Below are 20905 nucleotides of genomic sequence, written 5' to 3' on the forward strand. Positions count from 1 at the left end.
AAGGTGAATCAGTGTGTCAGCTTACAGGGCGATCGCGCGTGCGGTGCTATCTAGGAACTGTGCCAGCTTCTGGCGGTCCAATGGCTTGAGCAGCAACTCGATGTCCAGAGTTTTGCAAGTTTGTCTAAGCTCAGGTGACCGATCCGCCGAAATAATCGCGCAGGGAATACGGCCCAGACTGTCTGTGACGGCGCAGTAAAGCTCTGTTCCCGACATGCCTGGCCCAAGCTGGTAGTCTAGCAGCAACACGTCTGGCGAAATTTGCAGCACCGACAGCAGGTCTAGCGCAGATGGCGCGTCCTCGGCCTCGATCACGTTGACGCCCCAACTCTCGACAAGGATCGAGATCGCGCGGCGCAGCTGCGGATCGTTTTCGACCAGCAGAACGATCAGACCTGATTGTGCCAGACCGACCGGACGGGTGGGGCGGTTCGAGGGGGTGAGGGCGGGCTCTGCCTCTCCGGCGACGGGGACGTTTACCATAAAGCAACTGCCGCGCCCAACCTCGGACCAGACGCCCAAGGGGTGGCCCAGACGGGCGCAGGCGCGCTCTACGATGGCCAGTCCTAGGCCAAGCCCCTCATTCGCGCTGGCCTTGGTGTCCAGCCGCTTGAACTCTTCGAAGATGGCGCTCTGATCCTCTTCGGGGATGCCGACGCCTGTATCCCACACCTCGATGCGAGCAGAGCCGCCATTGCGGCGAACCCCCACCAGCACGCGGCCTTTTGGGGTGTAGCGGATCGCGTTCGAGATCAGGTTGCGCACGATCCGGCGCAGGTAAGACGGGTCGCTCTCGACCATCAGGTTGCTGTCGACGATGCACAGTTCAAGCCCCTTGCTATTGGCGTGGATCGTCATTTCATCCCGCAAAGGAGACAGGATTTCACGCAGAGCAAAGCGGCGGATGTCGAAACTGAGCCCATCAGATTCCAGTTTCGAAATATCCAGCAGAGCGTCAATGATCTGTTCTGCGCCGGTCAGCGCGGTCTCAGCCTTGGCCAAAACCGCCATGTCATTTTGGCAGGTCGCGTTGTCCGCGAGCGAAGAGATGAACAATTTTGCCGCCGATAGGGGCTGCAGCAGATCGTGGCTGGCCGCCGCAACAAAGCGGGATTTGGACGCATTCGCCCGTTCGGCGGCGGACAGAGCGTCCTCTAGCTCGAGCGTGCGCTCCATGACGCGCTGTTCGAGGATCTCGTTAAGCTCGTACAGCTTCTGCGCAGCTTCGCGTTCGGCCGTCACGTCGGTGCAAGAGATCACGAAGCCTTGGTCCGGCATTCCACGGCCAAAGATCTGCAGCGTCATGTTCTCGCGCTTGACCTCGAACGAGATCGGGAACTTCGGCCCCTTGGCCATCGCCCACCGCAAGAAGCTGACGCGGTCCATGCCACGGCTGAAACGGACGTCATCGCCAAGCCGTTCCAGGAGTCCATCGAACGACGCGCCGATGGTCAGGCGGCGGACAGGCACGGACAAAAGATGGCTGATCTTCTGGTTCCAGCCGACCAGTTGGGCGTTCTCGTCAAAGACGCAGACGCCTTGGTTCAGGTGATCCAAGGTCGCGCGGATCATACGGGTCTGTTTGTCTTTCAGACGGGCGCGCTCTTGACGTTCCATCCGCATGATGTCGGTGACGTCGGTCTGTAGGACCACGGTGCCGCCATTGCTGGTGCGGTGTTCGGACACCTGCAGCCACCGGTCGCCGGTCAGTTCGACGTTGAACATGACGTGGTGGTCTTTGTGGCGGCGGATGCGGCGGGCGCACCAGCTGTCGGCTGTTTCCTCTGTCGGCAAGGCCAGTTGCGCGGATTCCGCGATGTGGCGCACGTATTCCTCGAACGACAGGCCAGGTTTCAGATAGGCCTGCATGTTCCTGAAATCACGACAAAAACGCGAGTTCGACATGACCAGATTGTCTTCGGGATCGAACAGGGCGAAGCCTTCGGACACGGTCTCGATCGCATCGGCAAGGTTCCGGCGCGCGGCTTCGGTTTCGGTGTGCGCCTTGGCCAGAGCAGCGTTTGAGTCGTGCAGCAGCTCCAGCGTGCTTTCCAGTTCCAGCGTCCGCTCGCGCACACGCTTTTCCAGCAGGGCGGCGCGTTCGAATTGGGCATAGGCCGCGTTCGATTGGGCGGTGCCGTATTCGACGCGGCTCATCAGCGCCTGCGTGATCTTCATCAGCTTTTCGTTCTGGCGTTCCAGACTGTCAGCAGGGTTGATCAGCGACATCAGGCTACCTCGTTGTCGGTCGGGGGGTAGATGGCCACCCCGGTCAGAGTCTGGTTAACATGCAAAGCACCGAACTGTTCACCATAGGTCGAGAACCCGATCACGCGGTTTTCCGAAAGCAGGGCAGAGACCTCTCGGGTCTTTTGCCGCTGGTCCGCCGCGATCCGGCGTAAAATGCAATCACACCCAAGGATAAGGTCGGGTTCGTGTTCCGCACTGAGTTTGCCTAAACCCTCGCGCAGGTTTTCCACGATATCGCGGTGTTCCGCCAGCGTCAGGACCATGCCTTCGTTGATCGCAGAGAAAAAAACCAGCTCGCCGTGTTCGTTGACCCGTTGGATGGCACGCACGTGGTGGCTGTCCCCCAGACGCACGACCACAGGGTGTTCGGCAAAGGTAAAAGGATCCAGCTGGTTCGGGTCCTTGCCCAAGAGCCGCGCGTATTCGGCGGCGGCGGGCTCGGCGTTGATTTCCTGAACCGTGCGGGCTTCGGGATTGGCGGCGGTCACGACCATCCGCATCTCGGTTGGGGCCAGATTGTCGTGGCTGAACACTTTGACAGGGCAGGCGCTGCGGACCAGCGCAAGCACAGCCGCGTTTTCCATGATCTCGCCGTTGTGGCTGAGCCATGTCTGTTTGAAGTTCACGCCGTCGCCAGCGGACCCCCCAAACAGCGGCATCGGTCCCAGACCAGAGGCCAAGATCGTTGTCAGGCTCTCTTCGCTCATGGACAGGCCGTCCACCAGTAGAAACGCGAATTCGTGGGGCCGGTCAGGTGCAGTCTGAGCCAAGGCCATGCGTTGCTGGATGAGCGTATCGATGATCTGCTGATCATCCGCCATGTTCAGCAGGTCCAGCGCATAGGTGATGGAGGTGAAATAGCGCGCGGGAAATCCAACGCAGAGGATCTGACCTTCTTCGTAGCCCGCGGCTCCGAGCTCTCCGGCGGTGGTGCAGCCCAACACATCGGCACCCTCGAAGGCGCCAGAGGCATCCTCGATCAACTGTTTAAAATCCGCACAGGGAGCAGCAAACAAGCACACCAGCGCAAATGGATCGTCTCCCAGCTGTAACCTGATCTCCTCCATCAGATTGGGCTGGTCGCACGCCACCTGCGCAACACGCATCGCTTTCTTGTCAGCGGTCTCCTCCCTGCCGGAACGTGGTAGCGCTCCGTTCACTCGACCGGTGTCCTCTTACATATTTGCCCGAGGATGGGCGATTACTCTGTGGTTGGCAAGACCCTGTTAAAGTTGGCCTCTTGCGCGATCAAAACTGCCTGAGTCCGGCTGTGAACACCGAGCTTTCGCATGATTGCGGTAACGTGTGCTTTGACTGTCGTTTCAGCGATCGACAGGTCATAGGCGATCTGTTTGTTCAGCTTACCTTCGCAGATCAGGTTCAGGATGCGCGCCTGCTGGTTGGTCAGGGACGACAGGCGCTGAAGCGCGTCTTCTTGGTTGCCGCCCTCACCATTCTGGCCGTTGGGATCAATGTAGCCTTCGGGGACAAAGGGCTGTCCGGCCTTGACCGCGTCATAGGCCATCTGGAACACCGCCCGCTGCGCCTGTTTTGGAACAAAGCCATTCGCGCCAGCTTGCAGGGCGCGGCTGATCATACGGTTGTCGGACATGGACGAGGCGATGACGATCGCGGCTTTGGGGGTCGCGTTGCGCAGGCGGATCAGCCCGTCAAGGCCATTCACATCGGGCAGGTTCAGATCAAGGATGATCATCTCGATCTTGGGGTCGGCGCTCACGGCTTCTAGCGCATTTTCCAAGGTGCCAGCGGTGTGGATCTCGCCAAAGTTGGCGATGGACCGCAGTGTTAGCGTCAAGGCGTCACAAAAGAGCGGGTGGTCGTCAACGACCAGCGCGTTTCCGGCTGCGATCTGTGAAGTGGCGCGATGTTGCATGAATCTGTCCTCGTGTTCCTCGATTGAGGATAGCCGTTTTTCGCGAATGTCTTCTGTTACCAAAAAGTCTAATACCGCAGGGTATTATGCGCCACGTGCAAAAACGGCTGGCAACACAAAAGGCGCCCGGTCGAAACCGGACGCCTCTGGTACCTCTGGGAGAGGTTGGGGATTAGTTGGCGGACGCCAGCTGCTTGGGCAGCTTGAATGTCCAGACCATGCCACCTTGGTTCAGGTAGTTGACCTTCTTGGCCACTTCACCACCCCAGAGCGGAACCGCGCCGCCCCAGCCGGAAACGACCGAAACATACTGCTCGCCGTCCATTTCCCAGGTGACAGGCTGGCCAACGATGCCGGAGCCGGTTTGGAACGACCACAGCTCTTCGCCGGTCGCGTCATCCAGAGCGATGAACTTGCCTTCGGGGGTGCCAAAGAACACCAGACCGCCTGCGGTGGTCATCACGCCGCCCCAGAGGGGTGCGTCGTTCTTGTATTCCCAGACCCATTCGCCGGTGTCGGGGTCGATCGCCTTGAGCGAACCGATGTGGTCTTCGTAGTTCGGCTTGATGGTAAAGCCCGAACCCAAGTATGCCGCGCCCTTCTTGTAGGTCACAGGCTCGTTCCAGATGTCCATGCCCCACTCGTTCGAGGGAACGTAGAAGTTGCCGGTGTTCTGGCTGAACGCCATGGGCATCCAGTTCTTACCGCCAAGGAACGAGGGCGACGAGAAGACGACTTCGCCTTTGCCACCGTCAGCCGCGTTCGCAGGATTGCCGGGACGGTTGGGCTCGTTAAAGATTGGACGACCGGTTTCGTCGATGCCATTCGCCCAAGTGATGTCCTTGACGAAGGGCTTGGCCGATACGAACGTACCGTCTTCGCGGTTCAGAACGTAGAAGTAGCCGTTACGGTCCGCAGTTGCGAAGCGCTTGTTGCCCTCGCGGTCGGTATACGCGACGACTTCGTTCACGCCGTCATAGTCCCAGCCTTCGCGAGGAGTGGTCTGGAAGTGCCACTTGATGTCGCCGGTCTTGGGGTCGATGCCGACGCGGCTTGCTGCGTACAGGTTGTCGCCGGTGTTGCCTTCGGTGGGCTCACCTGCGCCGCGCAGCCAGCTGTTCCAAGGGGCAGGGTTACCTGCGCCGAAGACCAGAGTGTCGGTCTCGATGTCATACGAGCCACCCAGCCAGGTCGCGCCGCCACCGGTCTTCCACAGATCGCCGGGCCAGGTCGCGTTCAGGGTGCCGGTCATGGTCGATTCTTCGCCATTCAGGGTGCCCATGTGACCTTCGATCATCGGACGGGTCCAGACGATGTCACCGGTGTCCGCGTTGCGGGCCTGAACTTCGCCAACGATGCCGAATTCACCGCCCGAGTTACCGGTCACAACCAGACCGTCAACGATCAGCGGAGCTGCGGTGTAGCTGTAGCCGGCCTTGTAGTCAGCGATCTTGTCACGCCAGACAACGTCGCCGGTCTTCAGGTCCAGCGCAACGATGCGTGCGTCCAGAGTACCAAAGAAGATCTTGTCGCCGTAGATCGCCGCACCGCGGTTGATCACGTCGCAGCAGGGCAGGATGCCTTCGGGCAGGCGTGCGTCGTACTGCCACAGCTCTTCGCCGGTCATCACGTCGATCGCGTAGAGACGCGAATACGAACCGGTCACATACATGATGCCGTCATAGATCAGCGGCTGGGTCTCTTGACCGCGCTGCTTTTCGCCGCCCATGGAGAAAGCCCATGCCGGAACGAGGTTCTTGACGTTATCTTTGTTCAGGGTTTCCAGCGGCGAGTAACGCTGAAGGTCGCGGCCCATGCCGTTGGTCACAACGTTCGATGTGTCCATGCGGTCGTTGGCCAGCATCTCCTCGGTGACTTGCGCGTGCGCGGCAGTGATTGCCAGCGCGCTCACCGACATTGCGGCTAGAAGTTTCTTCATTATGTCCTCCCTAGACGGTCAGTTCAGCTCCGAACAATGGAAAATGGAGCCGTCCTGAGCATCAGTATACGGACGCGAGGTTTGATAGGTATCCGGCCTTAGTCTTACGACCCCTAGAGACTTGACATACTCCCTCCGATATTCCGCACATTTGAGTCGCTGCAGGTGCATAATTTGTTGCGGGGTCGAACGTGTTTCATCCGGCCCCGAACGCGCGTCATTCAGAGATGGCGCTGTTGTCCTGTGTTGTGATCGAGGTCAGGTAGGCAAGGATGAAATCCTGCACTGTCCTGTCTTCGATCCCCACGTGGCGCATCTTGGTGCCGGGCATAAAGCCGTCGTTGTCCTCCATCCATGCGCGCAGGGCGGCTGGGGTCCAAACGATGCCCGATGCCTCCAAAGCAGTCGAATAATCATAATCCTGATAGCTGCCAGCGGCGCGGCCAACGATGTTCTCTAGCGGCGGGCCATAAGAGTCGTGATCCGCGTCGGGGGAGTGGCACCGGCGGCATTCCGCTTGGAACAGGGTTTCGCCCGCGGTGACTTTGACGGCCTCGAATGTGCTGTCGGCGGCGATGGCAGGGACGGCCGAAACGGCGGTCACGGCCGCGCATAAAATGGAACAGAAACGATGCATTTTTCCCTCCTTGGGTTGTGCGTCCCAAGGCTAGAAGTCCGCATTTCGCGCTCCTTTGATACAGGTCAACGGAGAGGGGGCTCCGATATCGTCCTTTGGTCGTAATTTGCGCTGATTGGGGGGACATGTACCATGGGCGCAACTGTCAGGGAGGACACTAACATGACGTTTGCAAGGGCGCTGAGCACCGCTTGCACCGCACTGATTCTAGGTGCAGGTGCAGCATTGGCCGAGACCCCCGTCATTCGCGCCGCGGTTCTGGAGTTCGGAACCGTGAACTGGGAACTCGACACCATTCAACATTATGAGTTGGACGCACAGAACGGATACGACCTGCAGGTGCAGGGTGTCGCGGGCGGGTCCGCGGCGCAGGTGGCGTTTCAGGGCGGCGAGGCCGATGTGATTGTGTCGGACTGGCTCTGGGTGGCGCGCCAGCGGGCGGACGGACATGACTATGTGTTTGTGCCGTACTCCAAGGCCGTGGGTGGTGTCATGGTCGCAGGCGACAGCCCTGCGCAATCGCTAGAGGATCTGAAGGGTCAGAAGATCGGCATCGCCGGCGGTCCCTTGGACAAGAGCTGGCTGATCCTTCAGGCATATGCCCAGCAAGAATACGGCATGGATTTGGCTGCAGAGACCGAGCAAGTCTTTGGCGCACCGCCCCTGGTGTTCAAGACCGCGCTTCAGGGCGAGACCCAAGGTGCTATCAACTTCTGGCACTTCATGGCCAAGATGCAGGCGGCTGGGATGCGCCAACTCGTGTCTGTGTCGGACGCGGCCTTGGCCTTGGGGCTCGACCCCGAGACCCCTTTGTTGGGCTACGTGTTCAAAGGTGAGATGCTGCGCGACCATCCCGAAATCCTAGAGGGGTTTGCCGCATCATCCCGCGCGGCCAAGGATCTGCTGGCCGAGGATGACGACGCGTGGGCCCGTTTGCGTGACCGCATGAACGTCAAGAATGACGCGCAATATGACGCGCTGATTGCGGGCTTCCGCGCAGGCATCCCCGCCAAGGGTGCCGTAAATGAGGAGGCTGCAGCCAAGATGCTGGCACTGATGGCCGAGCTTGGCGGCTCGGACCTGATCGGGAACGCAACCACCTTGCCCGAAGGCGTCTTTGTCCAGCCGGGTAGCTAGGGCAGGGCGGATGGCGCTTCGACTCGTGGCATCGAATGACTCCATCTCACAGGGGGCGGACACGCCTCCTGTACTGACCGTTGCCTTGGATGGCATGTCCTATGGCACGCGGCAGGTGCTCGGCGCGATTTCTCTGACACTTGCGGCTGGGCAGACGTTGGCGCTGACCGGTCCGTCAGGGATCGGCAAATCCACTTTGGTGCGGATCATCGCAGGATTGGAAACGAAGTATCAGGGACAAGTCATCCGCCCAGACCAGATTGGCATGGTTTTTCAGGAACCGACCCTCATGCCTTGGCGGTCGGTACTCGACAATCTGACACTGACGGCTGGGGTCACTGCCGAAGGCGCTGAAAAGGCGCTGGAAGAGGTTGGCTTGGCGGGTCGGGGCGCGGATTTTCCACGTCAGCTTTCACTTGGACAACAGCGGCGCTTGGCCTTGGCGCGCGCGTTTGCCGGTTCGCCGAAGCTTCTTCTATTGGACGAGCCTTTCGTGTCGCTCGACCCTGACATGGCCAATGAAATGATGAGCCTGTTCGAAGCCCTGCGCGATCGGCGTGATGTGGCGACCCTGATCGTCACGCACTCCGCCGAAGAGGCAACACGTCTGGCGGATCGTATCTTGCGTTTAGATGGCAGCCCCGCACAGATCGTCCGGGGCTAGGCCTGTTCAGAACAGCGGGGCGTACCGCCAATTGTCCGCGTCTGGCGTGACTTCGTCGAGATCGTAATCGGCCCCTTGCAGACGGCGCGCAACGAGCAGGCCGTCTTTGGCAGCCTCGTCCACGTACTGACGGCCAAGCTCTGCGTTTTGGGTGATCCCATGCCCGCGCATCAGGTTGATGCCGTGGTTGAACTTGCCCACCGGATCCCCAAGCTCTGCGGCGCGCTGATCCCACTGTGCGGCGGCGTCAGGATTATACTCCCCGCCAAAGCCGTTGTTCTCCATATAGCTCATCCACGTCATGGCGGCGGTGTATCCCGCCTCGGCGCAGGCTTCGAAGATTTTGCGGGCGGTGTCGTGGTCGCCGGACTTGGTCATCAGATAGCCAGAGGCGCAGACCATCATGTCCACTTTGCCCTCTTCGGCTTTCCTCAGGTTGTTCTGCCAAGTCAGCTCTTCTGGGTTGAGCGTGCCATCCTCGGGGCCGTATTCGGCGGCGGTTACAGGAGCCGCAAAAACGGCGGCGATCAGGGCCAAAGTCAAACGCATAAAAATTCCTCCCGCGCTGTACCTAGCACAGGAGGCCATATTTTTCACGGTTGCTATGGTCGTAGATCAGCCCTTGCGGCGTGTCATACCCCGTTCGGGATCGTAACCCCAGATCGCCAGAAGCATGAATGCGACCAGCGCGAGGACGGTCCAGAGCAGCGCCAAAGGCTCTAGCCGCAGGTAGAGCGCAAAGCGGATCAGTTCGACCGCGTGGGTGAATGGGTTCACCGCGCAGATGTCCCGCAGGAGCGGGGAACTCTCGGCCATTTTCCACAGCGGATAGAGCGCCGACGACAGGAAGAACATCGGGAAGATCACGAAGTTCATCACGCCTGCAAAGTTTTCGAGCTGTTTGATGAAGCTGGAGAGTGCGAGGCCCAAGGCCCCCAGCATCAGCCCCGCGATCAGCAACGCGGGCAGGGCGGCGACATAGCCCCACGGCTCCACCGTGATGTCGAACAGCGCCGCGACGCCAAGGAAGGTGTAGACTTGCAGGATAGAGATCGCCGTGGACCCGCAGAGTTTCGAAAACAGCAGCCACCAGCGCGGTAAGGGTGCGGTCAGCAGCAGCCGCATCGACCCCATCTCGCGGTCATATACCAGTGACAGGCTGCTCTGCATTCCGTTGAACAGCAGGATCATCCCGCAGAGGCCGGGGACGATGTAGGTCTCGTAGGTGATGTAGGTTTGGTAGGGCGGGATGATCGACAGCCCCAGCGCGGCGCGGAAGCCAGCCGCGAACACCAGTAGCCACATCAGCGGGCGCACCATGGCAGCGATGAAGCGTTCACGTTGGTGGACGAAGCGCAGGGCCTCGCGTTTGACGATGGCGCTCAGGGCGGTGAGGTAGATGTTCATGCCTGCGCTCCGGTCAGGGACAGGAAATAGTCGGACAGGTCGGCACCCCCTCGCAGATCGCCTGCGTGTCCGTCCGCCAGCTTTTCCCCTTGATGAATGACGATCAGGCGGTCGGGGTCGTGGACCTCGTCCGTCAGATGCGTGGCCCAGAGCACCGTTAGGCCGTCCTCTGCACAGAGTTGGTGTACGTGGTCGGTGATGCTGCGGCGGGCGGCGGCATCAAGGCCGACGGTCGGCTCATCCAGCAGCAGTACGTCCGGCTGGTGGATCAGTGCGCGGGCGATCTCGGTGCGGCGGCGATGGCCCCCATTTAGAGCGCGGGCCTTTTCCCCTGCACGTTCACGCATGTTCAGGCGGTCAAGCGCGGCATCAATCCGCGTTGCAGCGTCGCGGCCGGACAATCCATGCAGGCTGGCGAAATAGGACAGGTTTTGGCGGACGCTCAGGTCCAGATCCAGCGTCTGGTTCTGGAACACCACCCCCATGCGGGCAAGGGCCGCGCGCGGCTGTGCCTTTAGGTCATGACCCGCGATCTCGATCCGCCCCTCTGAAGTGGTGAAGAGCCGCGTCAGCAAGCCGTACAATGTCGATTTTCCTGCGCCGTTCGGTCCCAGCAGTGCGCCAAACGCGCCAGCCTCCAGGGTAAAAGACACGCCCTTCAGCGCCTCTTTGGCGCCATAGCGATAGCGCAGATTATCGACCTGCAAGCCTACGGTCATGCGGTGCTGTCCTCCCCCTCGATGTGCAGCAGACCAGCAAAGCCAAAGACCCGAATGGTTTCTGTGCCTTGCGCCCCGCGCTGGATCAGACTGCACGCAAAGGCGCGGCGCGGGCAAGGGGATCGTGCACGCAGACGACTGCCACAAAGGTCGGAACCGTAGGCTTCGCAACTCTCTACGACCAATGTCCCACATGCCCACCCGTTCGATAGGCCCGTCCCCCAACCAAGGTCTAATACCGCTCTGCGACCCTGCATTTATAACAAAATAAAAAGACGCGAACACGGCACCACGGAGGAGACCCCCAATGCCCAAGACAATTTCGACCCTCGCCCTTGGTGGCGCGGCGCTGGCCCTGACCGCGACACTCGCGCTGGCTCATGGCGATGTGACCCCCCAAGCCGTCAACACCGAAGGCCTGCCGGCTGTGGGTGAAGAGTGGCTGAGCGAAAATCCCTACCGCGAGGAAGCAGCGGGCAAGGATATCTGGGAAAAGGCGATCGCGATTGGCGACTCTGGCTACAACCAGAACTGCGCGCGCTGCCACGGTCTGGGTGTGGTCTCGGGCGGTCTGGCTCCCGACCTGCGGTTCCTTGAGGCCGAAGAATACGGTGACGAATGGTACGTGGAGCGTTTCCAGTTCGGTTACACCCAGAACGGCATCACCAAGATGCCCGCGTTCGGTGAACTGCTGGGCCAAGAAGCCGCTTGGGCGATCCGCACCTACATCGAAACCCGTCCCGACCAGGACCAGATCGACGAGCTGACACCCGAACTGCTGGCTCTGCGTGACAAGCTGGCAGCCATGGCTGACGGCGGCGAAGGCGACGCGGACGCGATCCACGACGAACTGGCCGAAATCGCTGGCGGTATCGAGACCCTGTCCGGTGCTCCGGTTGCGGACAGCGTGGCAAGCCGCGCGGCGCACATCCTAGAGAAGGGCGGCGATGATGCCTATCACAAGGCAGCCGAGACCCTGACCATCGGCCTCTCGTCGGCGCACTAAGATGCAGCGGACAAGAGCCCTCTCTCTCCCCGCTCTTGTTCTCTCTTTGGTCGTGGGCGGCGTCACCGCTGCCCACGCCGAGGACCCTTGCGCGGATTACGTCCCTCAGGAAAAACCTCAGAATGCCAGCCGCGATATCGTGGGGCTGGATTTGGATCAGATCATGGACCAAGGCTCCATGCTCTTTGCGGTCTACGAGGATTATCCGCCCTACAGCTGGATGGAAAATGGCCAGCCCAAGGGCGTGGATGTCGAAATTGCCAAGCTGATTGCCGAGTACATCGGCGTCGAACCCAAGTTCAATTTCGTGATGTCCGGCGAAAATCTGGAAGCGGACCTGCGGGTCAATATCTGGAAAGGGTCCAATCTGGGCGGACGCATCGCCAACGTGATGATGCGCATTCCCTATGATTCCAAATTCAAATGTCGGGTCGAGCAGGTGACGTTCACGGGCCAATATGCAGCCGAGAGCATCGCCATCGCCTATGACAAAGCGAGTTATCCCGAAGATCTGCCTGTGCCGGCCTATTTCCGGTTCGACAAAGTCTCGGTCGAGAATGACTCGATTTCCGATTTCTACTTGGGTGGCATGGCGGGCGGTCAGATGATGACCAACATCGTCCGATTCCCGACCATGGAAGGCGCCATGGAAGCGCTGGCGAACCAAGAGGTCAAAGCCGCGATGGGGCCGATGGGCCAACTGGAGTATGGCGCAACTGAAACCATCGGTATTCACCAGCCGTCTCTGGCCGGTTTTGCGGTGTCAAAGTGGACTTTGGGCACGGCTGTGCACTTCAGCTACAAGGCGCTGAGCTACATGGTGGACGATGCCATCGCAGCGGCACTTGCCGATGGCCGCATTGCGCAGATTTACGCTGATTATGGAATGACCCATCAACCGCCTGTGCGGTAAAATATGTGGGAAACTCATCCCTTAGTCTAATATGCCATTTGACGGTTCGCCCATAGGCTTGATGATGGAAGCGAGGGAGGACCGTTACCGTGAAAATGAACGACTCACGAGAGATTGCCGCAACGCCCGAAGCCGTATGGGCGGCGATCCTCGATCCAGAGGTGCTTAAACAGTGCATTCCCGGATGCGAATCCATGGAAGGCAGCCCCGAAGAGGGCTTTGATGCCACCGTTGTCCAGAAGGTCGGCCCCGTGAAGGCCAAGTTCTCGGGCAAAGTAAATCTCGAAGATATGAACCCGCCAAATTCAGTCAAACTGGTGGGCGAAGGGAAGGGCGGGGCCGCCGGTTTCGCCAAGGGCGAGGCGACTGTGACCTTGGCGCCATCTGACACTGGCACAACCCTGACCTATGATGTCGATGCCAAGGTCGGCGGCAAGCTCGCGCAGCTTGGCAGCCGCGTCATCGACGGCTTTGCCAAGAAGATGGCAGACCAGTTTTTCACCAATTTCCAGAATGTTGTGGAGGGACCTGCCGAGGAAGCAGCGCCCGAACCAGCAGCAGAAGAGCCAGCAGCCGCCGAAGAAGCGCCTGCGGAGAAGAAAGGATTTATCAAACGCCTGTTCTCGTGACAGGTTGGGTCTAAACGACCAAGCAATTCGCCAGCTAGGGAGGAGTTAGATGGCAAAACTATCAATGACCGTAAACGGTCGTGCCGTGAGCGGAGAAGCGACAGGGAACCGCCTTTTGGTAGAGTTCCTGCGCGAGGATCTGCGGATGACCGGCACCCACGTGGGATGCGACACCAGCCAGTGCGGCGCGTGTGTTGTCCACGTTAACGGCAAGGCTGTGAAGTCCTGCACCATGATGGCCGCCGAAGCAGACGGCGCTGAAATCACCACAATCGAAGGCATCGCGGAGCCCGACGGCACCCTGAGCCGCGTTCAGCAGGCCTTTCAGGATTATCACGGCCTGCAGTGCGGTTTCTGCACCCCTGGCATGGTGATGACAGCCACCAAACTGCTCGAGCAGAACCCGAGCCCGACCGAGGCCGAAATCCGGCATCACCTCGAGGGCAACATCTGCCGCTGCACCGGCTACCACAACATCGTCAAGGCGATCATGGCGGCATCCGGTCAGGACGTGTCGAAGATCGCCGCAGAGTAAAACGGCTACTGGCGCGAGGAGGCGCCGGTCGCATGGCGGATCGCTCCGCCGCAGTTTTAGGGAGGATGGACCATGCCAAAGGATTCAGGCATCGGCGCTGCATCGAAGCGGCGCGAGGACGTCCGGTTTCTGACGGGAACCGGCAATTATACCGATGACATCAACGTCTACGGTCAGACCTATGTGTATTTTCTGCGCTCAGATGTAGCGCACGGTCGGATTAACAACATCGACACCAGCGCTGCCGCCGCCATGGAAGGCGTTGTCGGCATCTTTACCGGCGCCGATTTCGAAGGCATTGGCGGTTTGCCCTGCGGTTGGCAGGTCACTGACCGCTTTGGCGAGGCGATGCAGGAACCGGCGCACCCCGTTCTGGCGCAGGGCAAAGTCCGCCACGTGGGCGATCCCATCGCCGCGGTTGTGGCCGAGAGCCTGCAGCAGGCCCGCGATGCCGCCGAGGCGATTGAGGTAGATATCGAAGAACTGCCCGCCGTTGTGGACATGAAGGCCGCTCTGGAAGAGGGCAGCGCCAAGGTGCACGACGACCTGACCTCGAACCTCTGCTATGATTGGGGTTTCGTCGAGGACAACAAGGCCGCTGTGGACGAGGCGATCAAGAACGCAGCGCACGTCACCACGCTGGAGCTGGTGAACAACCGTCTGGTGGCAAACCCGATGGAGCCGCGTGTTGCCGTGGGCGAGTACAACCGCTCGAACGACGAATCCACGCTCTACACCACCAGCCAGAACCCCCACGTGATCCGTCTGCTGATGGGCGCGTTCGTTCTGGGCATCCCCGAGCACAAGCTGCGCGTTGTGGCCCCTGATGTGGGTGGCGGCTTTGGCACCAAGATCTTCCACTACGCGGAAGAAGCCTTTGTGACCTTTGCTGCGCGCAAGCTGAACCGTCCGGTGAAATGGACTGCTTCGCGCTCCGAAGCGTTCATGTCGGACGCTCATGGCCGCGACCACGTGACCAAGATCGAACTGGCGCTGGATGCGGACAACAATTTCACCGCGCTGCGCACAGAAACCTATGCAAACATGGGGGCTTACCTGTCGACCTTCGCGCCGTCGGTACCCACATGGTTGCATGGCACCCTGATGGCGGGCAACTACAAGACCCCGCTGATCTACGTGAACGTCAAGGCCGTGTTCACCAACACGGTTCCTGTTGACGCCTATCGCGGCGCTGGCCGCCCTGAGGCGACCTATCAGCTGGAGCGCGTGGTGGATAAAGCTGCCCGCGAACTGGGTGTGGACCCCATCGCCTTGCGCCGCCAGAACTTCATCTCGGAGTTCCCCTATGCGACGCCCGTGGCGGTCGAGTACGACACCGGCGATTACTTCGCGACCATGGACAAACTCGAAGAGATCGCCGATCTGGCCGGTTTCGAAGCGCGCCGCAAAGAGTCCGAAGCCAAAGGCATGCTGCGCGGTCTGGGTGTGAACTGCTACATCGAGGCTTGCGGCATCGCGCCGTCGAACCTGGTGGGTCAGCTGGGTGCACGCGCGGGTCTGTATGATGCGGCGACCGTGCGTGTGAACGCGACCGGCTCGATCAGTGTCATGGTCGGCGCGCACAGCCACGGTCAGGGCCATGAAACGGCGTTCCCGCAGGTCGTTGCAGACATGCTGGGTATCGACGAGTCGATGATCGAGATTGTCCACGGCGACAGCTCGAAAATCCCGTTCGGCATGGGCACCTATGGCTCGCGCTCTTTGGCGGTTTGCGGATCTGCGATGGTCAAAGCGACCGAGAAGATCATCAAGAAAGCCAAGAAGATCGCCAGCCACCTGCTCGAAGCGTCAGAGGGCGATATCGAGCTTAAGGATGGCCAATTCACCGTGGCAGGCACCGACAAGTCGGTGGCTTGGGGCGATGTGACCTTGGCGGCCTATGTGCCCCACAACTACCCGCTCGAAGACATTGAGCCCGGCCTCGAAGAGACCGCGTTCTATGATCCGTCGAACTTCACTTACCCGTCGGGGGCCTATTGCTGCGAGGTCGAGCTTGACCCCGAAACCGGCAGGGTCACGATCGAGCGTTTCGCGGCTGCCGATGACTTTGGCAACGTGGTGAACCCGATGATCGTCGAAGGTCAGGTCCACGGCGGCATCGGTCAGGGTATCGGTCAGGCGCTGCTGGAAAACTGCGTCTACGACAGCGAAGGCCAGCTGCTGAGCGCGTCCTACATGGACTATGCGATGCCCCGCGCCGAAGATGTGCCGTTCTATGTGGTGGATCATTCCTGCGCGACACCCTGCACTCACAACCCGTTGGGTGTGAAGGGCTGCGGCGAAGCAGGCGCGATCGGCTCGCCGCCTTCGGTGGTGAACGCGGTGATCGACGCGATCCAGTCGAGCGGCAAAAAAGACGTGACCCATATCGACATGCCCCTGTCGCCCCAGCGCGTCTGGGCTGCGATGCAAGGCTAATGACGGAGAGGGTGGACCGGGGGCGCTGCCCCCGGACCCCCGGAGTATTTCGAGAAAGAGAAAGCAGGAGACTGCGATCTCAGGAGGAGCGATATGTACGCATTCGACTTTGAAAAACCCACGACCGTCGCAGATGCAGTTGCGGCGCTGGCCGACGACGAGGCGCAGCCTCTGTCGGGTGGTCAGACCCTGATCCCGACGCTCAAGCAGCGTCTGGCGATGCCGTCCAAACTGGTGAGCCTGACGGGTATCCCAGAGATGCAGGGCGTCTGCAAAAACGACGCAGGCGAGGTCTGCATCGGTGGCGCAACCCCCCATGCTGTTGTCGCAGCCGAGGCTGCGGCGCACTATCCGGCGCTTGCGGCTCTGGCCAGCAACATCGGCGATCCGGCGGTGCGCAACCGTGGCACCATTGGCGGCAGCGTGGCCAACAACGATCCGGCGGCGTGCTACCCGTCGGCCGTGCTGGCGTCTGGCGCAACTGTGGTGACCAACAACCGTGAAATCGCGGCGGATGACTACTTTGACGGCCTGTTCATGACAGCGCTCGAAGAAGGCGAAATCATCACCGAGGTTCGTTTCCCTGTCCCGCAGGCGGCGAATTACCAGAAGTTCGTGCAGCCTGCATCGCGCTTTGCGCTGGTGGGTGTGTTCGTGGCCAAGTTCGCCGATGGCGTCCGTGTGGCTGTGACGGGCGCGTCGAATGATGGTGTCTTCCGCTGGACCGAGGCCGAAGAAGCGCTGAGTGCGAACTTCAGCCCCGATGCGATCAACGGTCTGACCGTGGACGCAGGCGACATGATCGGCGATCTGCACGGCACGCCGGAATATCGCGCGCACCTTGTGGGCGTGATGACCAAGCGCGCGGTTGCCGCTGCTAGCTGATCTTCGATTGGTTTGAAAAAGAGGGCGCGTCGGAAAACCGGCGCGCCTTTTGCGTTAGAGCGTCCGTAGGTTTCCGTCAGCGTCTAAAACGGTGATCTTGTGCAGGTTCGCTTGCCGTTTCAGGGCACGCAGGGCGGTCAGGGGCATCATGCAGGCGGCTGTCGATAGGGCATCGGCCATGGCTGCGCTGTCTGCGGTGATGCTGACGGTGGACCACAGCGGGTGCTCGCCCATCGGGCCCGTGATGTGGGGCGCGCCGTTGATCAGAGTGGCCGAGGGGCTCGAGGTCGCAACGGCTGTTCCGGTTAGGCTGGTCTGCCCGACAATGCCTTGGACTGGGTCAGAGATCCCCATATGGAATGGGCCAGAGAGTGCCGCATATTCGCCGATGTTGATCAGGGCTTTATCCGCGCCCGCCGCCTGCAGGTCCGCGCGGATCAGATCGGTGGCATGGCCTTGGGCAATGCCATTCAAGGTTAGGCTTTGGCCCGCGCCAAGGGTCAGATGGCGTCCGTTCCGCGAGGTGTGCTGCCAGCCTGTTCTCGCCTGTGGGTTGGACCAACGGGACTGGATCGTCGAGTCAAAAAGCCCGCCTGTCAGGCCGTGCGCCTGATCACACAGGTCAATCAGATGCGCGAACTCGGGGGACATCGCGGCCAAGCCCCGTTCATTCAGGCGCGTCAGCTCAGAAGGTTCATAGAGCGAAAAGGTCTGCTCGATCTGGCGCAATCTGCGCGGGATGGCGGACAACATCGGGCCTGTTTGGTCTGGCGAGCCATAAAGCGTCACGCTGACCTCCGCCCCAAGTGCGATACCGGACCACGTATCCGCACGGGCCAGAGCGGGCGCGCAGGCAAACGCAGCAGAGAGCGTCAGGAAACGGCGACGGTTCATTCGGCGGCCTCCGGTTGTGGGCGGCGTTTTTGCGACTTTGCGGCAAGGATCAGGGGCACGCACTGCTTTGGGTCGTCATGGATGGTCACGCAATCTAGGCACTGGAAGCATTCCGAGTACTGGATCTCTCCGGTCTTCTTGATGGCGCCGTAGTTGCATTTCACACGGCACAGCTGGCAGGGCGATCCGCATTCTACGCGGCGGGGAATCCAGCGGCGCAGTCGCAAAGCGCCGCCGATCGCCATCAGCGCCCCGAGTGGACAAAGATAGCGGCAGAACCCTTTGAACACGAACAGGCCAAGCACCAGCCAGAGCGCGGCATAGGCCACGTAGTACCATTCGCGGATGAAAAACGTGGTGATCGCGGTTTTGAATGGCTCGATCTCGGCGGCTTTGTCCATATGGGCGGGGGCAAAGATGGTGACCGCGACGAGTCCGGCGAGGGCGATGTATTTCACCGACTTCAGGCGCTGGTCCCATGTGGCGCTGATGGTGATCTGGGGCAGGCGCAGCAACCGACCGATGTGGTGGGCAAACTCCTGAAGCGCTCCGAACGGGCAGAGCCAGCCACAGAACAGCCCGCGTCCCCACAGGACGAAACCGGCAATCGCGGCAACCCACACAGCAAGGCCAAAGGGGTCATACAGCAGGAACGCATAGGATCCGCCTGTCAGCGCCGTTTGCAGCGTGGCGAGGGGCGTGACGATGCTCAGTTGCCCTTGGCCCCACCATCCGACAAAACCCAGAACGCCAGCCAGAGTGGCTAGTCGGATTGGGGTAAACAGCTTGCGGGCGGCCAGCCACGATTGACCGAACAAGAGCACTGGGATCAGTACGGCCATCGCGATGCCCAGGACAATCAGGTCGGTCTGGCGGCTGCGAATAGCTTCCTCGAACGGGGACAGACGGCGGACTTCGGCGGGGCGCGTGTAGAACCGCTCGGGGCTCGACAGGGTTGCGTCCAAAGAGACCGAGCCTGTTTCCGGTTGGAACATGCCGTGCTGTCGTTGCGCCTGAATAGAGAGCAGCCAGTCGCGGGTTGGATCAAAGCCGAGACGGCGGTCGGTGCGCAAGATCATGGCGGTGCCGTCGTGCAGGGCGTCCGGCGCATCATCGGCCAAAGTCACAAAGATGTCGGCGTCGCGCATGGCCACGGGTAGGCCATCTTGGTGCGCAGCGATCAGATCGGGCGAGGTGTTGCGCACGAAGTCTTCGGTCACCAGCCCGTGGCGGGCGGTCTCAACCATCAGGATCGGTGCGTCAGATGTCGAGATCGACAGGAAATACTGGAGTTCCTCGTAGGTATCCTCGTCCAAGACAGCGCGGGCAATCGAGGGCGGCCCCAGATCGGCGACCCACAGGTCCAGATACAGGGCTTCGGGATCGTCCAGAGCCTCTGGGTCGTCATCCTGCCAGATCGTCCCCTCGAACAACTGTTGAACTTCGGCGTTGGTATAGGTGACGCGGTGGATCAGGTCTTGGTCTACGAGATCCTGCCAAGTCAGAGGCTCGTCAATCGACAGATCGGGCAGGGCAGGCGGACCCGCCGAGATGCCTTGCATCTTTTCGCGGGCGACCTGCAGGGCGGCGGCCAAAATGCTTTCGTGGGCAATCCGGACCGACGCGGTGGCTTTGGTCACGCCATCCAGATAGACGAGCTGCCCGCCATCGCCACCCGCACCATATGGGGTGCCCACAACCATGTTGTCAGAAATCGAGAGCCCTCGATATTGCTCTAGGAATTGACGGAAAGGTGCCTCTCCCAGACCAGAGACAAAGATCGGCTCGTTATGCTCGATCAGTTTGACGTCCATGAAGCGCCCGTTGAGGTCCAGCACCACCAACATGTTGATCGGCGCGCCGGAGAAGCCGGGCAACGGGGCCATGACCGAGGTTTCAAAGACATAGCCCGTCTCGGCCCCGCCAGAGTTCAGCAGTTGCCAGACGCCCTTGTCATTCAGCGCCTCGCCCAAGGACATGGGCGGGACGATAAAGTCTTCGATGCGCTCGCGGGGCAAGCCCTCGGCGCTGGCGCAATGCGCAATGAACAGCCACGCAAGCGCGGCCATGACTCTCCGTAGAACTCCCATGAGTGCAGGTTAAGCACTGATCTTTTTGATGCCCTATGCGACCTTGGTCGCGGAACAGGATGTGTTAGGCTTCGGCTAGGCTAAGTGCCGAACGGGAGGAGAGACCGGATGGGGAAATCTGGCGTCACGGCGGTTTCGCTGGCAGCGTTGCTATGTCTGTGGGTGGTGGCCGCATGGTCAACCGCGGATCCGATGGTCCTGCCTTTCCCAGGCGAGGTTCTGTCTGTCATCGTCGATCATGCCCAAAGCGGCAAGCTTTGGACCCATATGGGGGCGACATTGCAGCGTGTACTGATGGCGTTCGCTCTGGCGATGATCGGAGGTGGGGCGCTCGGGGTTGTTTTGGGGCAGTCCGATCGGCTGAACCTGTGGCTCGACCCTTGGGTGACGGTGCTCTTGAACGTGCCTGCGCTCGTCATCATTGTGCTGTGCTATCTCTGGATCGGTTTGAACGAGGTCGCAGCGATCTTTGCCGTGGCCCTGAATAAATTCGCGATGGTCACTGTGACGATCCGCGAAGGGGTGCGTGCACTGGACCGCGGCGTGACCGAGATGGCGCAGGTCTACCGCATGCCTTTGGGCGCGCGATTGCGCCATGTGGTCTGGCCACAGCTTGGACCATTTGTGGCAGCATCGACCCGCAACGGATTGGCCGTCATCTGGAAAATCGTGCTGGTTGTCGAATTTTTGGGTCGGTCCAACGGGGTGGGTTTTCAGATCCACCTCTATTTCCAACTTTTTGATACAGCGTCGGTTTTGGCCTATGCCCTAAGCTTTACCGCACTCATGCTGGCGATCGAATATTTGATCGTGCAGCGGTGGGAGCGTGCGTCCAGCGCATGGCGTCGCGCCTAGTGCGGTTTGTCG

The 20905-nt window shown here is 60.6% G+C and carries 19 protein-coding genes; 9 read left to right on the plus strand and 10 right to left on the minus strand.

The window, feature by feature from the left end; translation table 11 throughout:
• Window positions 1–21 precede the first annotated feature (21 nt).
• From BM225_RS10425 to BM225_RS10445, 5 genes are all read right to left on the minus strand, one after another.
• Window positions 22–2229 carry a hybrid sensor histidine kinase/response regulator gene (locus BM225_RS10425; protein ID WP_072706699.1) on the minus strand — a complete coding sequence of 736 codons (2208 nt, stop codon included), beginning with the start codon at window positions 2227–2229 and terminating at the stop codon, window positions 22–24.
• Window positions 2229–3410: an FIST N-terminal domain-containing protein gene (locus BM225_RS10430; RefSeq protein WP_245780455.1), complete on the minus strand. Its 1182-nt coding sequence runs from the start codon at window positions 3408–3410 to the stop codon at window positions 2229–2231. Before BM225_RS10430 ends, BM225_RS10425 begins: the two co-directional genes overlap by 1 nt.
• Window positions 3411–3451: 41 nt before the next feature.
• Complete coding sequence (locus BM225_RS10435; protein WP_072706697.1) at window positions 3452–4144, minus strand: response regulator; 693 nt, start codon at window positions 4142–4144, stop codon at window positions 3452–3454.
• Window positions 4145–4316: 172 nt separating this feature from the next.
• Window positions 4317–6083: a PQQ-dependent methanol/ethanol family dehydrogenase gene (locus BM225_RS10440; protein WP_072706696.1), complete on the minus strand. Its 1767-nt coding sequence runs from the start codon at window positions 6081–6083 to the stop codon at window positions 4317–4319.
• A gap of 217 nt (window positions 6084–6300) precedes the next feature.
• The gene (locus BM225_RS10445) at window positions 6301–6720 is read right to left on the minus strand and encodes a c-type cytochrome (protein ID WP_072706695.1); all 420 of its coding nucleotides are present in this window, start codon (window positions 6718–6720) and stop codon (window positions 6301–6303) included.
• 162 nt (window positions 6721–6882) lie between these two features.
• On the opposite strand from BM225_RS10445, the gene BM225_RS10450 reads away from it, so the two are divergent.
• On the plus strand, window positions 6883–7857 hold the full coding sequence (locus BM225_RS10450) for an ABC transporter substrate-binding protein (protein ID WP_092464346.1): 975 nt from the start codon (window positions 6883–6885) through the stop codon (window positions 7855–7857).
• Window positions 7858–7867: 10 nt separating this feature from the next.
• The gene (locus tag BM225_RS10455) at window positions 7868–8521 is read left to right on the plus strand and encodes an ABC transporter ATP-binding protein (protein WP_072706693.1); all 654 of its coding nucleotides are present in this window, start codon (window positions 7868–7870) and stop codon (window positions 8519–8521) included.
• Between the two features lie 6 nt (window positions 8522–8527).
• Here BM225_RS10455 and BM225_RS10460 read toward each other — a convergent pair whose 3' ends face one another.
• From BM225_RS10460 to BM225_RS10470, 3 genes are all read right to left on the minus strand, one after another.
• Window positions 8528–9070 (minus strand): tetratricopeptide repeat protein, encoded by a 543-nt coding sequence (locus BM225_RS10460; protein WP_072706692.1) that lies wholly within the window; start codon window positions 9068–9070, stop codon window positions 8528–8530.
• 66 nt (window positions 9071–9136) lie between these two features.
• Complete coding sequence (locus tag BM225_RS10465; RefSeq protein ID WP_092464348.1) at window positions 9137–9928, minus strand: ABC transporter permease; 792 nt, start codon at window positions 9926–9928, stop codon at window positions 9137–9139.
• A complete protein-coding gene (locus BM225_RS10470; protein ID WP_072706690.1) occupies window positions 9925–10647 on the minus strand; it encodes an ABC transporter ATP-binding protein in 723 nt (240 codons plus the stop codon). Before BM225_RS10470 ends, BM225_RS10465 begins: the two co-directional genes overlap by 4 nt.
• A 307-nt stretch (window positions 10648–10954) precedes the next feature.
• Here BM225_RS10470 and pedF point away from each other — a divergent pair, with 307 nt between their 5' ends.
• The 6 genes from pedF (at window position 10955) to BM225_RS10500 (ending at window position 17054) form a co-directional block, all read left to right on the plus strand.
• Window positions 10955–11653 carry a cytochrome c-550 PedF gene (gene pedF / locus BM225_RS10475; RefSeq protein WP_072706689.1) on the plus strand — a complete coding sequence of 233 codons (699 nt, stop codon included), beginning with the start codon at window positions 10955–10957 and terminating at the stop codon, window positions 11651–11653.
• A 1-nt stretch (window position 11654) separates the two neighbouring features.
• A complete protein-coding gene (locus BM225_RS10480; protein WP_083595682.1) occupies window positions 11655–12566 on the plus strand; it encodes a substrate-binding periplasmic protein in 912 nt (303 codons plus the stop codon).
• Between the two features lie 89 nt (window positions 12567–12655).
• Entirely contained in the window at window positions 12656–13195 is a 540-nt protein-coding gene (locus tag BM225_RS10485) for an SRPBCC family protein (RefSeq protein WP_072706687.1), read from the plus strand.
• Between the two features lie 49 nt (window positions 13196–13244).
• Window positions 13245–13730, plus strand: coding sequence for a (2Fe-2S)-binding protein (locus tag BM225_RS10490; protein ID WP_072706686.1), 486 nt, complete (start codon window positions 13245–13247; stop codon window positions 13728–13730).
• A gap of 72 nt (window positions 13731–13802) precedes the next feature.
• Entirely contained in the window at window positions 13803–16169 is a 2367-nt protein-coding gene (locus tag BM225_RS10495) for a xanthine dehydrogenase family protein molybdopterin-binding subunit (RefSeq protein WP_072706685.1), read from the plus strand.
• A gap of 93 nt (window positions 16170–16262) precedes the next feature.
• Complete coding sequence (locus BM225_RS10500; protein WP_072706684.1) at window positions 16263–17054, plus strand: FAD binding domain-containing protein; 792 nt, start codon at window positions 16263–16265, stop codon at window positions 17052–17054.
• 54 nt (window positions 17055–17108) lie between these two features.
• Here the strand turns inward: BM225_RS10500 and BM225_RS10505 are convergent, their stop codons facing one another.
• Entirely contained in the window at window positions 17109–17948 is an 840-nt protein-coding gene (locus BM225_RS10505; RefSeq protein ID WP_072706683.1) for an FAD:protein FMN transferase, read from the minus strand.
• The gene (locus BM225_RS10510) at window positions 17945–20017 is read right to left on the minus strand and encodes a 4Fe-4S binding protein (protein ID WP_245780456.1); all 2073 of its coding nucleotides are present in this window, start codon (window positions 20015–20017) and stop codon (window positions 17945–17947) included. The genes BM225_RS10505 and BM225_RS10510 overlap by 4 nt, the downstream gene beginning before the upstream one ends.
• Before the next feature lie 129 nt (window positions 20018–20146).
• Here BM225_RS10510 and BM225_RS10515 point away from each other — a divergent pair, with 129 nt between their 5' ends.
• Complete coding sequence (locus tag BM225_RS10515) at window positions 20147–20893, plus strand: ABC transporter permease (RefSeq protein WP_072706681.1); 747 nt, start codon at window positions 20147–20149, stop codon at window positions 20891–20893.
• The last annotated feature ends 12 nt before the right edge of the window (window positions 20894–20905 follow it).

The organism is Donghicola eburneus (assembly GCF_900115865.1).
In the GTDB taxonomy this organism is placed as follows: Bacteria; Pseudomonadota; Alphaproteobacteria; order Rhodobacterales; family Rhodobacteraceae; genus Donghicola; species Donghicola eburneus.

What these genes read in the sequence shown, in the direction of transcription:
- BM225_RS10425 (WP_072706699.1), bottom strand. Translation starts at nt 2,229, where the DNA reads ATGTCGCTGATCAACCCTGCTGACAGTCTGGAACGCCAGAACGAAAAG.
- BM225_RS10435 (WP_072706697.1), bottom strand. Translation starts at nt 4,144, where the DNA reads ATGCAACATCGCGCCACTTCACAGATCGCAGCCGGAAACGCGCTGGTC.
- BM225_RS10440 (WP_072706696.1), bottom strand. Translation starts at nt 6,083, where the DNA reads ATGAAGAAACTTCTAGCCGCAATGTCGGTGAGCGCGCTGGCAATCACT.
- BM225_RS10445 (WP_072706695.1), bottom strand. Translation starts at nt 6,720, where the DNA reads ATGCATCGTTTCTGTTCCATTTTATGCGCGGCCGTGACCGCCGTTTCG.
- BM225_RS10450 (WP_092464346.1), top strand. Translation starts at nt 6,883, where the DNA reads ATGACGTTTGCAAGGGCGCTGAGCACCGCTTGCACCGCACTGATTCTA.
- BM225_RS10455 (WP_072706693.1), top strand. Translation starts at nt 7,868, where the DNA reads ATGGCGCTTCGACTCGTGGCATCGAATGACTCCATCTCACAGGGGGCG.
- BM225_RS10460 (WP_072706692.1), bottom strand. Translation starts at nt 9,070, where the DNA reads ATGCGTTTGACTTTGGCCCTGATCGCCGCCGTTTTTGCGGCTCCTGTA.
- BM225_RS10465 (WP_092464348.1), bottom strand. Translation starts at nt 9,928, where the DNA reads ATGAACATCTACCTCACCGCCCTGAGCGCCATCGTCAAACGCGAGGCC.
- BM225_RS10470 (WP_072706690.1), bottom strand. Translation starts at nt 10,647, where the DNA reads ATGACCGTAGGCTTGCAGGTCGATAATCTGCGCTATCGCTATGGCGCC.
- pedF (WP_072706689.1), top strand. Translation starts at nt 10,955, where the DNA reads ATGCCCAAGACAATTTCGACCCTCGCCCTTGGTGGCGCGGCGCTGGCC.
- BM225_RS10480 (WP_083595682.1), top strand. Translation starts at nt 11,655, where the DNA reads ATGCAGCGGACAAGAGCCCTCTCTCTCCCCGCTCTTGTTCTCTCTTTG.
- BM225_RS10490 (WP_072706686.1), top strand. Translation starts at nt 13,245, where the DNA reads ATGGCAAAACTATCAATGACCGTAAACGGTCGTGCCGTGAGCGGAGAA.
- BM225_RS10495 (WP_072706685.1), top strand. Translation starts at nt 13,803, where the DNA reads ATGCCAAAGGATTCAGGCATCGGCGCTGCATCGAAGCGGCGCGAGGAC.
- BM225_RS10500 (WP_072706684.1), top strand. Translation starts at nt 16,263, where the DNA reads ATGTACGCATTCGACTTTGAAAAACCCACGACCGTCGCAGATGCAGTT.
- BM225_RS10505 (WP_072706683.1), bottom strand. Translation starts at nt 17,948, where the DNA reads ATGAACCGTCGCCGTTTCCTGACGCTCTCTGCTGCGTTTGCCTGCGCG.
- BM225_RS10510 (WP_245780456.1), bottom strand. Translation starts at nt 20,017, where the DNA reads ATGGCCGCGCTTGCGTGGCTGTTCATTGCGCATTGCGCCAGCGCCGAG.
- BM225_RS10515 (WP_072706681.1), top strand. Translation starts at nt 20,147, where the DNA reads ATGGGGAAATCTGGCGTCACGGCGGTTTCGCTGGCAGCGTTGCTATGT.